The organism is Gammaproteobacteria bacterium, from assembly GCA_041395445.1.
Taxonomy (GTDB): domain Bacteria; phylum Pseudomonadota; class Gammaproteobacteria; order Xanthomonadales; family Marinicellaceae; genus NORP309.
In genome coordinates, this window is the sequence record JAWLAO010000003.1 from 134,437 (window position 1) to 150,896 (window position 16,460).

At 40.6% G+C, this 16,460-nt stretch carries 12 protein-coding genes and 1 pseudogene; 7 read left to right on the forward strand and 6 right to left on the reverse strand.

All coding sequences use genetic code 11. From position 1 onward, the window contains the following. Window positions 1-109: 109 nt before the first annotated feature. Complete coding sequence (locus R3F25_06250) at window positions 110-3,586, reverse strand: S8 family serine peptidase (GenBank protein ID MEZ5496416.1); 3,477 nt, start codon at window positions 3,584-3,586, stop codon at window positions 110-112. 48 nt (window positions 3,587-3,634) lie between these two features. On the opposite strand from R3F25_06250, the gene R3F25_06255 reads away from it, so the two are divergent. Together R3F25_06255 and sufT are read left to right on the forward strand one after the other, a co-directional pair. Continuing rightward, a complete protein-coding gene (locus R3F25_06255) occupies window positions 3,635-4,261 on the forward strand; it encodes an FMN-binding negative transcriptional regulator (protein MEZ5496417.1) in 627 nt (208 codons plus the stop codon). 42 nt (window positions 4,262-4,303) lie between these two features. After that, window positions 4,304-4,855 (forward strand): putative Fe-S cluster assembly protein SufT, encoded by a 552-nt coding sequence (gene sufT / locus R3F25_06260; GenBank protein MEZ5496418.1) that lies wholly within the window; start codon window positions 4,304-4,306, stop codon window positions 4,853-4,855. 248 nt (window positions 4,856-5,103) lie between these two features. On the opposite strand, the gene rnr is transcribed toward sufT, so the two are convergent. Then, entirely contained in the window at window positions 5,104-7,278 is a 2,175-nt protein-coding gene (gene rnr, locus R3F25_06265) for a ribonuclease R (GenBank protein ID MEZ5496419.1), read from the reverse strand. Between the two features lie 517 nt (window positions 7,279-7,795). Then, window positions 7,796-8,979: pseudogene (locus R3F25_06270) on the reverse strand (IS3 family transposase). A gap of 103 nt (window positions 8,980-9,082) precedes the next feature. On the opposite strand from R3F25_06270, the gene R3F25_06275 reads away from it, so the two are divergent. Next, window positions 9,083-9,310: a hypothetical protein gene (locus R3F25_06275; protein MEZ5496420.1), complete on the forward strand. Its 228-nt coding sequence runs from the start codon at window positions 9,083-9,085 to the stop codon at window positions 9,308-9,310. Between the two features lie 88 nt (window positions 9,311-9,398). Further along, entirely contained in the window at window positions 9,399-9,827 is a 429-nt protein-coding gene (locus R3F25_06280; GenBank protein MEZ5496421.1) for an HNH endonuclease, read from the forward strand. A gap of 6 nt (window positions 9,828-9,833) precedes the next feature. Here R3F25_06280 and R3F25_06285 read toward each other — a convergent pair whose 3' ends face one another. Together R3F25_06285 and oppB are read right to left on the reverse strand one after the other, a co-directional pair. Continuing rightward, window positions 9,834-10,742: an ABC transporter permease subunit gene (locus tag R3F25_06285; GenBank protein MEZ5496422.1), complete on the reverse strand. Its 909-nt coding sequence runs from the start codon at window positions 10,740-10,742 to the stop codon at window positions 9,834-9,836. Beyond that, a complete protein-coding gene (gene oppB / locus R3F25_06290; GenBank protein ID MEZ5496423.1) occupies window positions 10,739-11,668 on the reverse strand; it encodes an oligopeptide ABC transporter permease OppB in 930 nt (309 codons plus the stop codon). Before oppB ends, R3F25_06285 begins: the two co-directional genes overlap by 4 nt. Before the next feature lie 133 nt (window positions 11,669-11,801). Here oppB and R3F25_06295 point away from each other — a divergent pair, with 133 nt between their 5' ends. Together R3F25_06295 and R3F25_06300 are read left to right on the forward strand one after the other, a co-directional pair. After that, window positions 11,802-13,778, forward strand: coding sequence for a UvrD-helicase domain-containing protein (locus R3F25_06295; protein ID MEZ5496424.1), 1,977 nt, complete (start codon window positions 11,802-11,804; stop codon window positions 13,776-13,778). Window positions 13,779-13,890: 112 nt separating this feature from the next. Continuing rightward, window positions 13,891-15,396 carry a YifB family Mg chelatase-like AAA ATPase gene (locus R3F25_06300; protein ID MEZ5496425.1) on the forward strand — a complete coding sequence of 502 codons (1,506 nt, stop codon included), beginning with the start codon at window positions 13,891-13,893 and terminating at the stop codon, window positions 15,394-15,396. On the opposite strand, the gene ttcA is transcribed toward R3F25_06300, so the two are convergent. Continuing rightward, complete coding sequence (ttcA, locus tag R3F25_06305; protein ID MEZ5496426.1) at window positions 15,393-16,211, reverse strand: tRNA 2-thiocytidine(32) synthetase TtcA; 819 nt, start codon at window positions 16,209-16,211, stop codon at window positions 15,393-15,395. The two genes, R3F25_06300 and ttcA, sit on opposite strands and share 4 nt — an antisense overlap. A 12-nt stretch (window positions 16,212-16,223) precedes the next feature. On the opposite strand from ttcA, the gene R3F25_06310 reads away from it, so the two are divergent. Next, on the forward strand, window positions 16,224-16,460 hold the full coding sequence (locus R3F25_06310) for a DUF465 domain-containing protein (protein ID MEZ5496427.1): 237 nt from the start codon (window positions 16,224-16,226) through the stop codon (window positions 16,458-16,460).

A 16,460-nucleotide genomic window follows, 5' to 3' on the forward strand; every position in this document is an offset into this window, starting at 1 on the left:
TTAACATTGAAACTCAGGAACTCAATAAAATCCTGTTATATTTTAAGGGTCTTTGCGAAATAAAGGGAAGGTGACAACTCCAACAGAGTTGCCACCTTGTGTGAAAAATTTATTCAAATCCGTTCATAAAAATCAAATCCCCAACAGTATTACAAGATTGAGGAACAGAGATATTATTATATTGAAGTTCATCGAGATAAAAACCCTCTTCCTCTGAACCCGGGTCAGTTGACAGGCTCCATCTGACTTGAACCGTTTGTCCATTATAAGCGGATAAATCATGTGTCACACTTTGAAAACCGGCAGATGATCCATTGAACGCACCTTGTGATGCAATGTACCCGCAAGCGTTGATCGGTGGAGAACCTGTGCTTGAAAAATCATTCGGATAACCGCCATTTGGTGGTAAATCCGTCCAGTTACTACCGCCATCAGTTGAAATTTCAACAACCACTCCGTCCCAATCGGCTTCGATATTGTATCTTGCTTGATAGGTTAGATTAGGAGTTGATGAAGGACTTGCAGGAATTGTAAACTCCTGAGAGTGCATTCTGCCGCAGGTGTTTGGTGTATAAGTGTTACTACCTTCAGCAGCACTCCGATAACTCAGCAAACCATTGGAGGATTGCTCATTACTGACCGACCAAACGGAACCTAATCTCATAACCGCAAGATTATCCACATCATCGGTGAAACTTCCTTCTGTACCCGGCAACCCAAGTGCCGTTGCAACCACTTCAAACACTTCGCCGGTTTCATTTCCTCCGTTTGGACCACTACCATCAGCAGTTGTGTCTTCTGCTTTGACAATATAATAGTAGACTTGGTTAGGTGTCACATTAACATTGTCAATAAAACCTGTGGCATTAGCAGCGGTTGTCGTCAGTAAATTACCCGGTGCGGGTGTGAAGTTATGCGATGTATTACGATAGATATTGTATTTCACATCATTAGCTGCCGGACAATTTGAGGTTGCGGCATTCCATGTCAGACTCACATGGCAGTTGGCTCCACTATTTGATCCTACTAAAACACTTGAAGATTCAAACGAAGGTTGCAGTGAGCAAATTTGAGTTGATGTAGCATCAACACAATTGGTGTAGGAACTCACTAAATCATCCGAATAGGCTCTGACTTTATAAGCGTATTGATAACCACCAACAGTCGTATCATCGGTAAAATTATTTGTTCCTCTGATACCTACAAATCTCATTGCTGTCAAATCAGCTGTTGCGCAACTCCCTTCTGTACGATAAATTTCATAATAGCTATAATCGGCAGAAACATCTGACCAAGCGAGTGAAATTCCCGAAGGTGTATTTGAAGTTACCATCAGGTTGGTTGGGTCGGTTGGGTTCGCAGGAACAGCACCGCCGGATGCCAAGTCTCCGGAAACAACCAAAGCAAATCCCTGTTTGTCTGATCCAAAAGTTCCATCGCCCGGAATATTCGTAGCATCAACATTGATTGTGTATGTTCCTGTTGCCGGTGCAGAAAAACGAATTTGCTCTACAGAGTTAATCGAATCAGCTGAACCTCCGGTTGCCGAATTATTTCCTGAAAAATTATTTGCCAGATAGGTATTTCCACCGGCATCAACAGATAGGTCCAGATTATTCACAAGTGTCACGCCTGATCCAGTCGGGCCGGGAACATCATACCAAACTAAAGTTGCTCTGAACTCTTCACCTGCTTGAACTGTGACTTCAACATTAAATTGCTCCCCTGTGGACAGACCATTTTCATTGGTGAATTCCCAAAATCTGAATCTGCGATTATCACCATCGAAATAGAGAGTATTTTCCAACCAAACACGCCCCCAGCCAATCTGATTGGTAAAGAATCCGCCGTCAGTTCGCGTGCCATTGAGCAGCATCGCTTTCATAAGTGTGCCGCTTGGTTTATGAGCATCTCCAGCATTTGCAGTACCGGTCGGATAAAAGCCATCGGTAAAATATTGCCTTAATAATGCGGTACCACCGGCAGTAATTGGTGTTGACATTGAGGTGCCACTGGTTGTTCTTCTGGATGGTGCGTCAATGACATTGGCTTTATTTGTATCGCCGGCTGCCGACTCAATGCTACTGCCTGTCGCTGAGATATCCGGCTTTAAACGACCATCATCAGTAGGACCTTTATTCGAGAAAGAAGCAACTGAGGTGCTATTGCCATGTAACAATGCACCAACTGAAACCACATTCTTAGCATTGCCTGGAGATGATACAGAGTTGACTTGACCATCATCATTACCTGCCGCAAATAAAATAATCATATCATCCAGTTCTCGCAAGGCTTCATCCGCACGAGCATCCGAACCAATATATTCACCTAAGCTCGAAGAACCATAACTATTTGAGTGAATAAATACGCCGGCTGCATAGGCTTGTTGCCACATTGGAGTGGACCCGGTACCGGTCAGACCGGAATTGCTGCCAATATCATTGAATAAAATTTGTGCATTGGGTGCCATACCATCGTCGTTGTCATAACCATGAGCTGATGGACTCGATGCACTTGCTGGTGGAGTTTCAGTTAAACTACCAACTTGATTGGCGCGATCACCGGCAATTGAACCTGTAGTGTGTGTGCCATGAAAGGTTCCGTTGTCATAGGCGGCTGCACCGGGCATGGTCCAATATGCAAATATTTTATTATTTGGATGTGTTGTGCCAACAGTTGGTGGATCCACATCTTCGGCATCTGTTATCGCAGAAACCACTCCCGAACCTTTATCCAAGTGTACAAACCAGTCTTCATTGCGATCAAGGCCGGAATCAGCAATACCAACAATCTGACCGGTTCCCCAAAGACCCTGATCCCAGATTGGTGTTGGAGATGGTCTGTAAGTATCGTTACTGGAGGTTCCACCTGAAGCTGATGTCGCCTGAATCGCAGAAACAGCTTCGGTATTGAAAAAGGTTTCCTGATAATAGGGAGCAACCCATTGAATATCTTCTAAAGAAGAAAGTGCGTTCAGAGCCTGAGAAATACGGTTTCCGGAAACCTCTATAACGATTTGGTTATAGCCTGAAGGAATATTGCTTGAGACTATTTTTTCATTAGGGAGATATTTTTTTACCAATCCTCTCAGAATGGACTCGTCAACACTTTTAAAACTATGTACTGACAAATGATACACTGATTGCCCGGCTCTCTGAGAATCCCATAAATCTGGAGAAACTTTAAACCCACTTTGATAAGCTCCGTACCAGCGAATGTTATTATTCTGGTCTAAGAGACTCTTATCAGAATTCCTCCAATCAACCACATAAGCATTGTGACTAAGGCTTTGTAAAACCTTAAAACCCTTTTTTTGCAGCCAATTAAAATCTGCCTTTCTATCATTAAATTGAACAATACCATAATTATTCAGCGACAAATTCGACAAACCGGTATTTGAAAAATCCAGTTGATCAAACTTTGGATCAAAAGCACCCACAGCTAAAATCAGATTGTTCTGATTGGACAAAGCATTCTTCACAGACTCTGCTGATTGTTTGGTTGCAACAACCTGTTCTGCATTCGCAGTAGAAAGAACTCCAAGCAATGCCAGAACGACACTACTTTTTAAGAATTTATTAACCATTTACGCACCCTCTAAGTTAAACTGGTCTTAAATTGTATAGGATAAATTATGTTTCAGCCACCATATTTTAAACAAAAAGATAATAACGGAATGCTAGAGTTCATTAGAAATGATCCGCTCGCAACAATCGTTACTCAATCTGAAAACGGCCTGACTGTAAATCACATTCCCCTTTTATTAAAAACAAGACAAAACTCAAATGTTTTACAAGGTCATATTGCTAAAGCAAACAATATGTGGAAAGATTATCAGGCTGAAAAAGAATCGGTCGCTATTTTTACAGGTCCACAGTCTTACATTTCTCCCAATTGGTATCCATCAAAAAAACGGGATCATAAAGCAGTTCCAACCTGGAACTACACAGCTGTCCATGCTCGCGGACTGATAAAGTTTATTCATGATAAAGATTGGCTTTTAGAACATTTGACAAATCTCAGCAATTTTAATGAACAAAATATGCCAAAACCCTGGCATTTATCCGAAGCACCTGAGGATTATATCAAATCCATGTTGCCTGCAATTGTTGGCTTTGAAATGGAGATTACCAACATGAGCGGACAATCTAAAATGAGTCAGAACCATAATGAGGAAAATCGTCAAGGTGTAATTAGCGGTTTGCAATCTCAGAATAAAGAGAATGTGGCAACTTGGGTCAAAAATCCTGACATGAGTTAATAAAGTCAGTTAAAATTCAGCTTTTTTAATCCAAAACCATTCATGTACAGTCTGAACAGCGAACCTTTTAAACTGGAAAGAGATGTTGAAGCCATCATTGTTCCTGATGGGCAATCAATCAACCTGCCAGCCGGAACCGTCGGTTATATCACTCAGTCTTTAGGCGGGAGCTTTACTGTTTTTATTGATGGAAGCATGTTCATGATCCTGGGGCACAATGCGGATGCACTTGGCAAAGAGCCCATGCCATTACCGCAGATTAAGGAAAATGCTAACAAAGATGAAATTGAAGAAGCAGTTTGGGAACAATTGAATAATGTTTATGACCCTGAAATTCCTGTCAGTATTGTGGAATTGGGGCTCGTTTACAAATGTGAAGTAAACGAAAACGAGAAAGGTAAATATGATGCCTTTGTTGAAATGACACTGACAGCACCCGGTTGCGGAATGGGCGATGTTTTATTGACAGACGCCAAAACCAAAATCAAACTCATCCAGAAAATTGATGATGTCGAGTGTAAAATCACATTCGACCCACCCTGGGATAAGTCCATGATGTCAGAAGCTGCCAAACTGGAAACTGGAATGTTTTGATATGAACCATGAAGAACCTGAAGATATGAATGATGTGTCATTCCGAGTAGACGAAGTAATCCGAGGAACTTAGTTTAAGTGGCTTTGGGGTTAGAGATTTCTCCACTCGCTACGCTCGGTCGAAATGACAAGTTTTTTTAGTTTGGCTTGCTCAAGAATTCGCCATCATCCCTATAGTATAGAGACTTTCATCAAACTTCATGACCTTAATGCACTACATGGTAAAAAAATAACTTCTCAATAAATTCTTACAACTTTCCCACAAACTCAAAATCAATTTTTCGTTCATCAACTGAAACACCGGCAACTTTAATCCGAACCTTATCTGCTAATTGAAATTTAGATCCGGAGCGTTGTCCGACCAGTTTGTGTTGAATGCTATCATGATGATAATAGTCATTTGGCAATGATGTGACATGAATCAAGCCATCAACCATCACGTTATCCAGCGTCACAAAAACGCCAAAATGCACCACGCCTGAAATTTTACCGGTAAATTCTTCGCCAATATAATTTTGCATATACATGCATTTGAGACGAGAATCTACATCGCGAGAAGCATTTTCAGCACGTCGCTCATTGTGTGAACATTGAACACACATAGCTTCTGCTTTTTCCGGCGAATAAATAAATCGTTTCGGCTTGCTGGTTTTAACGATGTAATCAATCGCCCGGTGTACCATTAAATCAGGATATCGACGAATCGGCGAGGTAAAGTGAGCATAATGCGTCAATGAAAGCCCAAAATGACCCTTGTTGACTGATTCATAACTGGCAAGGCTTTGAGAACGTAACAGCACGCTTTCAATCAAAGACTTATCGTCACGGTTTTTCACCAGTTCAATAATTCGTTCAAAATCATGCGGAGAAACCGGGTCGCTGAACCCCGGTTTAATTCCCAGCGATAATAAAAATGCTTTTAAATCTGTCAGTTTGTTCAATGGCGGAGCATCATGAACACGATATGCCGAAGGAACTTGGTGCTTTTCAATATATTTTGCTGCACAGATATTGGCAGCAATCATGAATTCCTCAATCAATTTATGCGAATCATTACGTTGATAAGGTTGAATATCAGACACCTGTCCGTCTTCACCAATACTGATTTGCACATCGGTTGAGCTGAAAGTAATCGCTCCGCGCGTTTCTCTGGCAACCGCCATTACTTTGTATAACTCGTACATGGTGTCCAATGCCGGAGAGACTGTTTCGTCCCATTTAGCGGGTTTCTCGCCTTCCGATAAATAATTCCAGCATTGTTTGTAAGTGATTCGTGCATGAGAATGCATCACACCCCGATAGAATTTATACGACTCAATTTGTCCGGCTGAATTGATTTGCATATCACAAACCATACACATGCGATCGACATGGGGATTGAGCGAACAAATGCCATTAGACAACTCAAGTGGCAACATCGGAATCACTTTTCCGGGGAAATACACCGACGTTCCGCGTTTATAAGCCTCTTTATCGATTTCGCTATTCGGCGGAACATATTTCGAAACATCCGCAATCGCCACCAATAAATTCCAGCCTTTATCGTTTTTCTTTGCATAAACCGCATCGTCAAAATCTCTGGCATCTTCTCCATCAATTGTCACCAAAGGTGTTTCTCGCAAATCGACAACATCTTCGGCAATATCTTCTTCGGTGACATGATTAGGTATGTAGGAAACCACATCGTCAAAATTTTCCGGCCATTCATGAGGTAAATTTTGCGACGCAATCGTTAATTGCATCGCTAATTTGGAATCCAGTTTTTGTCCCAAAACCGCTATCACTTCGCCAAAAGCCGGATGTTTTCGATTAGGATATTCGGTAATCATGGCTGTGACATAGTCACCATCATTAGCTGTTGCCTCATAACCGGATGGAATAATAATATCATCAATGGCATTATTATCCGGTTCGACAATTCCCTGACCTTGTTTGTGAAAAAATCGACCGGCAATGGTTGTGTGCGCTCTTTCCAGAATTTCGACAATAAATGCATCCTGCTTATTCTTCCGACGTCCGGATTGCAAGCTGGCAAGCACGGTATCGCCATCCATCACTTTTCGCATCTCACTCGGCAAAATAAAACTGTCTTCCTCAAGCTCCGGAGAAATTAAAAAACCAAACCCATCGGAATGAGCCTGAACAACACCTTTGATTAAATCAGTTTTTTCCCTGACACCATATCCACCCCGGCGATTGATAAACAAAGAACCATCACTAATCATGGCACTAAGCCTTTTATTCAAACCATCCAGTTGCTCTTCATTCTGAATTCCAATGCGGTCGGCAATTTTTTGCAAAGACAAAAGTTTTTTCTTGGTTTTTAAGAAATCCAAAATCGCCGTCCGGCTGGGAATAGGGTTCGGATATTTTTCAACTTGTTCAGCAAATTCAGGATCAGGAATATTAAACGGATTTTTCATAAAAATAGATTTTTCAAACTGATATGGATTGTAGCATATTTGTCGATTGCAGGTTTATTATTGTATCAGTTGTTTCGCACTTCGAATGTATTACAAGGAGATGTTTTGTATCTTTTTCCCAAATTAATAATTTATGAATAGTGGATCACACTAACTGTCATTCTGAAGAGTGTAACGATGAAGAATCTACAAAACAAAGTCTCTATTAAACTATCAAAAGTCACGACAGCCCAAGAAGATCCTTCACATTCGTTCAGGATAACAGAGCAAAGTTGTGAAAATTAATTTTAACCGGACAGTAGCGCTTTTAAGAGAGTGCATGGGGATATTTTAGCAGTTCTGTAATTTAAATCTTTTGTTTGACCGATTGTTTTAATTATCATAAACTGATGATAACTAAATCAAAGCGGAGAAAAATTTGACAAAAAAATCAAAACGGCTGGTCACTTTTCAGCAGTCACAGCACAAGTTAAGCCTTTATATATCTAATCATGACTAAGAGAAATCTATGTAATGGTCAAGTTTTTCCGGACACATTTTTAGGCTGCTTTTTTAATTCGTTATATTTTTTGTTTGGTGTTGTGTATCCAATTGCTGAGTTCAGCCTTTTGTAGTTGTAAAAGTAGATATAACTCTCAACTTCAGCAATCACTGCTTCATGATTAATAAAGCTTAATGTGTTCAACCTTTCTGTTTTCAGATTTCTAAAAAAACGTTCCATAACTGCATTGTCCCAACAATTACCTCTGCGGCTCATACTTCTGATTATTTTGAGTTGGTCGCAATACACATCAAACATGTTTGATGTGTATTGCGTGCCTTGATCTGAATGAACCAGCAAGTTGCTGGTCATTGGTCGCTTACGATTGATGGCATTTTTCAATGCCAAGGTGGCAAGCTGTGCATCTGGTGTCTTTGACAGTGCCCAGCCTACAATTTCTTTGGCACCCAAATCAAGTACGGCAGCCAGGTAACTCCAGCATTGGTGGTTTCGTATATAAGTGATGTCTGTGACCCAATGAGTGTTGGCCTGTGGCTGATTAAACTGTCGATTTAAGACGTTTCCAACTTTTGTATTACTGATGCCACCATCAGGGTATTGGTGCTTTTTCTTAGGCCTGATTGCTACAATGTTTGCCTCTTTCATGAGACTGGCTGCTTTGTATTTGCCAATATTGAATCCTTCATTGTTTAGTTGCTTTTTCATTCTGCGTTTGCCGTAACTGTGATTGGTTTCAATAGCCGTTTGTTTGATGATACGAAGCATTTGTTGCTTTTTCGCAGATATGGGCTTTTCTTTGACTTGGTCGTAATACGTACTGGTTGGAACGCTAAACACTTCGCAAAGTTCTTTGGTCTGATATTTTGGGTGCGCCATCTTTATTTTTTTAATCATTTGACTTAATCCTTTCGAACAAAGATGGCTGCGGCCTTTTTTAGTATTTCATTGTCTCTTTTGGCACGCCATAATTCTTTTTTCAGCCTTTGGATTTCTTGTTGCTCAGCTGTCATTGCTTGAGTTCCTTGGGGTGTTTTTCCGTGAATTTCATCAATATATTGCTTTTTCCAGCGACTGACCGCTGTTTGACCTGCACCTGATATATCCATGACTTGCTTGTAGGTATAACCTTCTTCAACCATCAATTTGGCATAATCACGACGCTGCTCAACCGTAAATGATAATCTTTGTTTCTTTGACATTATCTAACCTCTGTTTTCAGTATTATATAGGCTAAAAATGTGTCCGAGTTTATTAGACCACTACACTAACAGATTAGTCTAGATTATGTGGTAGGAGACAATTTTGAAAATTACTAAAGAGGCAGTACTTCAAGTCTATGATTTAGCCCGTGATGTTTATCATGGAAAAATATCTAGAAAAAAAGCAGTTGAGCTAGCAGTCAAAAATGAAATTATGGGTACTGGATCTGCTCAAGATTATATTCAAAATTTTCGTTACATTATGAATGGTGTTACCTATAAACGTACAATGAATCTACAGGGTACAAAAGTTTACTTAGAACATTTATAAGGATTTTGGTAAACAAAAACTCCTACAGGCTCTTGAAGTAGTTATCTCTCATGTTCAGTACTACAATGCTCTTGGGCGCGGTAAACAGGTGAAAACTCATGAGCTTGTTGGCGAATTTTTGAAAAAACATCAACTAGAATCTCCAGGAATATCCTACCCAGATGAAGTTATAGGTGATGGACTAATAGAAGGAGCCAAAAGACAGGTTACTGTAAATGCATATGAACGCAACTCTAAAGCAAGAACTCAATGCATAGAACATTATGGAAATAATTGTTATATATGTGGCTTCAATTTTCATAAACATTTTGGAGACCTTGGCATTGGCTATATTCACGTACACCATGAGATTGATTTGGCATATATTGGTGAAACTTACGTTGTTAACCCGGTAAAAGATCTCAAGCCTGTATGTCCAAATTGCCACGCTATGCTCCATAAAACTAAACCAGCAATGCCAGTTGAGAAGTTAAAGGCTCTGTGGTTGGCTCGAAAATGTACATCACAAAACGATTAAGAGTGTTCACTTCTCCCTCGGATCTAAAGCATCTCTCAAACCATCACCTATAAAGTTAAAACAGAACAAGGTCACAGCTAGAAAAGATGCGGGAAATATCAACGACCAGGGAGCGATTTCCATGTCTTGGGCGCCTTCGTTGACTAGTGCGCCCCATGATGTGAAGGGTTCCTGAACTCCTAGTCCTAAAAAGCTGAGGAATGATTCCACCAGAATCACCTGTGGCACGGTTAGGGTGACATAAACCACCACGATTCCCAAGAGATTTGGGATGATATGTCGAAAGATAATTGCCGGTGTGGATGCACCAATGGCAATGGCTGATTCGATAAATTCTTTATTCTTGAGAGTGAGAGTTTGCCCTCGAACGATTCGTGCCATATCCAGCCAGATATATCCGCCTATCGCTGCGAATATCAAAAAAATATTCCTGCCAAAAACCACCATTAGCATTATTACCAAAAACATAAAAGGCAACGCATAGAGAATATCCACAATCCGCATCATTACACTATCAACTTTCCCACCAAAATAACCGGCAATCGCACCATAAGTCACGCCAATAACAAGACTCACGGCTGTGGCAACAATTCCCACCAACAACGAAATTCTTCCTCCATGCAAGGTGCGGGCAAACAAATCCCGACCCAGAGCATCAGTGCCAAAATAATGTTGTGTCTCAGAATTTGGTGGAATGGACATGTTTTCCCAATCAATGAATTCAATTTCATAAGGTGAGAAAAAAGGACCAATCAGGACAGCCAAAGTCATCAGAATTAAAACCACAAAACCGGCAACAGCCAGTTTGTTTTTTCTGAGTCTTTGCAATGCATAAAACATTAAACTCTTGCCTTGATTTTCATTCGGCAAAGTTTCAGCAAGCCCTAATAATAGACTTTTTTTACCAAACATCATTGGTTTTGCACTCGTAATTTGGGATCAAGCCAGGCGTATAAAATATCGACGATTAAATTAAACAAAACAACCATTACACCGATAAAAATAACTACGCCCATGACTAATGTGTAATCACGATTCAAAGCCGCTAAAACAAAATATCTGCCAAGTCCCGGAACCCCGAAAATTTTCTCAATTACCACCGATCCGGTTGTGATTCCGGCAGCTGCCGGCCCGAGATAGGAAATAATCGGCATCAAAGATGGTTTCAGAGCATGTTTCAAAATAACTTGTGTCATTGACAGTCCTTTCGCCTTTGCCGTGCGAATGTAATCGCTGGCAAGCACTTCAATCATTGAGCCACGCATCAAACGGGCAATATAGGCGATGTATCGTAATGACAATGCAAAAACCGGCAAAACCAGATATTCAAAGTTTCCATCGCCCCAACCACCGGCAGGAAACACATCAAAATTGATAGCAAACAGTAAAATCAATAACGGTGCAACCACAAAATTTGGGATAGAAACACCCGTCATCGCACTCGACATGAGTAAATAATCCACCCAAGAGTTTTGTTTCACCGCGGCAATAGTACCAATGCTAATTCCGACAAAAAAAGCAAATATCAATGCCAAACCGCCTATTGTGAGTGAAATCGGAAATCCTTGAGCAATCAATTCCGTTACGGTGAAATCTTTATACTGAAATGACGGACCAAAATCACCTTGGATGATATTTCCCAAATAGCGAAAATATTGTTGATGAAGAGATTCATCCAAATGGTACTTGGCTTCCAGTTTTTGTTGAATTTCCGGTGGCAAATCTTTTTCTGAATCAAAAGGACCACCAGGGGCAACCCGTATCAGAAAAAACGTCACTGTAATCAATATCAGCAAGGTTGGAATGGCTCCGCCGATGCGTTTAAGAACAAATTTCAGCATTGAGTTGAGTATGATTGACAGCAAACAAAAGTATATCAAAGTGAATGTTTGAAATCATTATAAACCTGAAAAATACTGTCGCCACTTTTTTGCTGAGTTTGCTATAATCCCCGTCTTTTTTAAAAATCTTTAAATGCTCAATCCACAACAACAATCTGCGGTCAATTATTGTGACGGGCCACTTTTGGTTCTGGCAGGTGCCGGCTGTGGAAAAACACGAGTTATCACCGAAAAAATTGCTTATTTGATTGGTAACAAACAAATAAAACACTTCAACATTTTCGCTATTACGTTCACCAATAAGGCCGCCAAAGAAATGGCTCAACGAGCCGGAAAAATGATTCGTCTATCCGAAGGTGAATCACTAAATATCTCCACATTTCACTCTCTGGGCATGAGAATTATTCGTGAAGAAATCAAACACAGCCACTATCGTCATGGTTTCAGTATTTTTGATAGTTCGGAGACTCATAACATCATCAAGGAGTTATTACCCAAAGGTAGCAACAGAGAACAAATCAACAGGGTTCAGTGGCAAATTTCGGGCTGGAAAAATGAAGGATTGTTAGCCGATGAAGTACAAACTCAGCATTTAGCGATTCAGCAGATTTATCAACAGTACCAGCAAAGGTTGATTGATTTTAACGCTTTGGATTTTGATGATTTAATCTTACAACCTTTAAAACTTTTACAAAGCAATCCTGAGGTTTTATCTCGTTGGCAGGAAAAAATGCAGTTTATTTTGGTCGATGAATATCAGGATACCAACGGCAGCCAATATAACTTGTTGAAAATGCTTGGTGGAAAACACCGGAATATCATTTGCGTTGGCGATGATGATCAATCCATATACGGTTGGCGTGGCGCACAAGCAGAGAACCTCAATCTTTTAAAGCAAGATTTTCCGGATTTAAAAGTAGTGAAACTGGAGCAAAATTATCGTTCCACACAGACAATTCTTTCAGCCGCCCATGATGTGATTAAACATAACCCTCATGAATTTGAGAAAAAATTATGGAGTGATTTGGGCGGCGGCGATTTAATTAAAGTTTCAAATTTTGAATCTCCCGAAGCCGAAGCCGTGCAATTGGCTGCCGATATTGAATATCAGAAAATGCTCAAAAAAAACCGTTATGCCGATTATGCCGTTCTCTATCGTTCCAATCATCAGGCAAAAATTGTGGAACAAATCTTCCGTGGAAATAACATTCCCTATGAGATTAGTGGAGGACGCTCGTTTTTTGATTTTACCGAAATCAGAGACCTGATGGCGTATATCCGGCTTTTATGCAATCCCAAAGACAATGCTGCATTCTTACGGATTGTTAATATTCCGCGTCGCGGAATCGGCTCTTCCTCGCTGGCTTCTTTGGCTCAATCCGCTGAACGTGCAGGTATCGGATATTTCAAAGCAGCTAACAGTGATGAAATTTTGGCAAATATTTCATCAAGAACTGCTTTGAAACTAAAAGAATTTCACCAGCTTATCAATTCTTTGCAAAAGAAAGTGCTTGCAAATACCTCTGCCGATAAAGCGGTTGATGAGCTGGTTGACAAGACCGATTATTTATCATGGATTGAACAAACATCCAAAGATAAAACCAGTCGGCAAAACCGTACCAAGTTGGTCAAGGATTTTCAAAAATGGATACGAGCTTTTTGTCAAAAAGAGCCAATCGGTCTTTTAGAAGTAGCGAACCAACTGAGCTTACAAAGCAATAAGGAAGATACAAATACGGATGATGCCGTGCAAATGATGACTTTACACGCTGCCAAAGGGCTTGAGTTCGGTCACGTCTATCTCATTGGTGTTGAAGAAGGAATTCTTCCGCATCGCAACTCCATTGAAGAAGACACCATCGAAGAAGAACGCCGCCTGATGTATGTCGGCATGACCCGCGCCATGCGAAACCTGCATATCAGTTATGTCAAAAAACGCAAAAATAAATTTGCCCTTGATGAAGATTTCGAAACCGGTCCCAGCCGTTTTTTGGATGAACTCCCAAACTCACATATCCAAGGCTATGGAGTTAAACCCGAAGAAAGCGAAGACGAAAAAAAACAGAAAAAACTGGCAAACCTTGCTGCTTTGAGAGCAATGCTGGACTAACTCCTGATATAAACAATATTGATTTTCCTACAAACAATTAGGAAATCTCCTCTATCTTGAAAACCAATTAAATCAATAAAATACCTGCTGGTTTGATTTAGAGAAAGAAATAATGGCAAAACTGGCTGTGGTTTATTCCCGTGCACAAAACGGTATTGATGCTCCTTTGGTGCGGGTGGAGGTGCATTTATCTCGTGGTTTACCGGGTTTGTCCATTGTTGGTTTGCCCGAAACGGCAGTGAAAGAAAGCAAGGATAGGGTTCGAGCTGCTATTTTAAACAGTAATCTCGAGTTTCCGCAACAACGTATCACTATCAATTTAGCTCCGGCGGATTTACCAAAGGAAGGAGGTCGTTTTGATTTGCCGATTGCAATTGGTATTTTGGTAGCTTCCGGACAAGTGAGTTCAGACCGTTTAACTGAAACTGAGTTTGTTGGCGAGTTATCTTTAGGAGGGCAATTGCGAGCGGTTCGAGGAGTTTTGCCGGTTGCGGTGAAGTCTGCTGAAAATAATCGTGTTTTGGTTGTTCCCAAAGATAATGGAGCTGAGTCCGCTTTGATTTCCGAAGGTGTGAATAAAACAGCGGATAATTTGTTACAGGTTTGTGCCTGGCTCAACCAAATGGATGATTTGCCAAATGCAGTTAAAGCTAAAAAAATTAATATCAAACCAATTGCTGATATTTCCGAGGTCAAAGGACAAAATCAAGCAAAAAGAGCTTTGGAAATTGCAGCGGCAGGCGGACATAACTTGTTGTTTATTGGTCCTCCGGGAACCGGAAAAACCATGCTTGCCAGTCGTATGCAGGGAATCATGCCACCGTTGACCGAACAACAGGCCTTAGAGACAGCGGCTATTGCATCCATCAGTTCCAAAGGTTTTGATATCAATGATTGGTTTGTTCCACCTTATCGTAATCCGCATCACTCCGCATCCGCTGTGGCACTAGTCGGAGGAGGCTCAAATCCTAAGCCGGGTGAAATTTCTTTATCCCATTTTGGGATTTTATTTTTAGATGAACTTCCTGAGTTTTCACGTCAAGTTTTAGAAGTTTTACGAGAGCCCATTGAGTCTGGAAAGGTTACCATATCCAGAGCTGCCAGACAAGCAGAGTTTCCGGCGAACTTTCAATTGATTGCTGCGATGAACCCTTGCCCTTGCGGATATTTTGGCGATAAAGAAAGAGTTTGTTCCTGCTCAGCGATGCAAATTGAACGCTATCGTGCCAAGGTTTCCGGTCCTTTGCTGGATCGGATTGACATGCATGTGGAAGTTGCGAGAATTCCGTATAAAGACCTGAGAAAATCTAGCAAAAGTGTTGAAAACAGCGACACTGTGAGAAAACGAGTGACAGCTGCCAGAAAAATTCAGTTACAAAGAAATCTTGGTCAAACCAACGCTCAGCTTGGCAATAAAGATTTGGAGCGAGTGATTCATATATCAGAAGACAATTTGCAAATGCTGGAAGGAATTGTTGAGAAACTCAAACTCTCGGCTCGGGCTTATCATCGAATTTTGAAATTATCACGAACTATTGCCGATCTGGAACACTCGGAAAATGTCGAAAAGCACCATATACTGGAAGCAGTTTCTTATCGTTGTTTGGACAGAGCTTAGTTTTTAATGATTTGCAGGAACTGATTATTTATTTCGTTAAAATTAAATAACTCTGTATCCGCTAAATGTGATGGAACCACATTGCCGAGTGAACGAGCAATATTTTCAATGCGACCCGGATGGATTTTCTCCCAGTTTTGGAGCATCATTTTTATTGCTTTCCGCTGTAAATTTTCCTGCGAACCGCATAAATTACAGGGAATGATAGGAAAATTAACAGCGTTGGCATACTCCTCAATTTCGCTCTCAGCACAATAGGATAAAGGGCGGATAACGGTGTGTTTGCCGTCATCAGATAACAGTTTTGGTGGCATGGATTTGAGAGTGCTGCCAAAAAACATATTTAAAAACAAAGTTTCAACCCGATCATCACGATGATGCCCAAGTGCAATTTTTGTGCATTGATGTTCTTCAGCAAACGAATACAAAATTCCGCGACGCAATCTGGAACATAATCCGCAGGTGGTTTTGCCTTCGGGGATAATTCCTTTGACAATGCTGTAAGTATCTTGCTCAATTATGTGATACTCAATATCCAATTTCTGAAGATAATTGGGTAAAACATGTTCAGGAAAACCAGGTTGTTTTTGATCCAGATTTACGGCAACAAGGTTGAAATTAACTGGAGCTTTTTTTTGCAACAGCATCAACATATCCAGCATAGCATAAGAATCTTTGCCGCCGGAAAGACATACCATGATTTTATCGCCTTCTTCAATCATGTTGAAATCAGCAATGGCTTGTCCGGTTTTGCGTTGTAGTTTTTGGCGGATTTTATCAAGCGAGTTACTGGGTTGTTGATTTATTGTTTGCATGTGATATATTCTATGCTCGTTGAAAAGATTGTAAATAAAAGAGTGCAAGAGTTTGAAATAAAAAATCTGGAAATACAATTATTGGAACTCAGGAGCGAACATCGTGATTTGGATAAAATCATCCATGAAATGATAGAATCCATGCACCCGGATCAACTCAAAATTCAACGACTAAAAAAGCGCAAACTTCGGGTTAAAGACAGTATCACCAGACTGGAAAGCCTGTTAATTCCCGATTTGGACGCATAA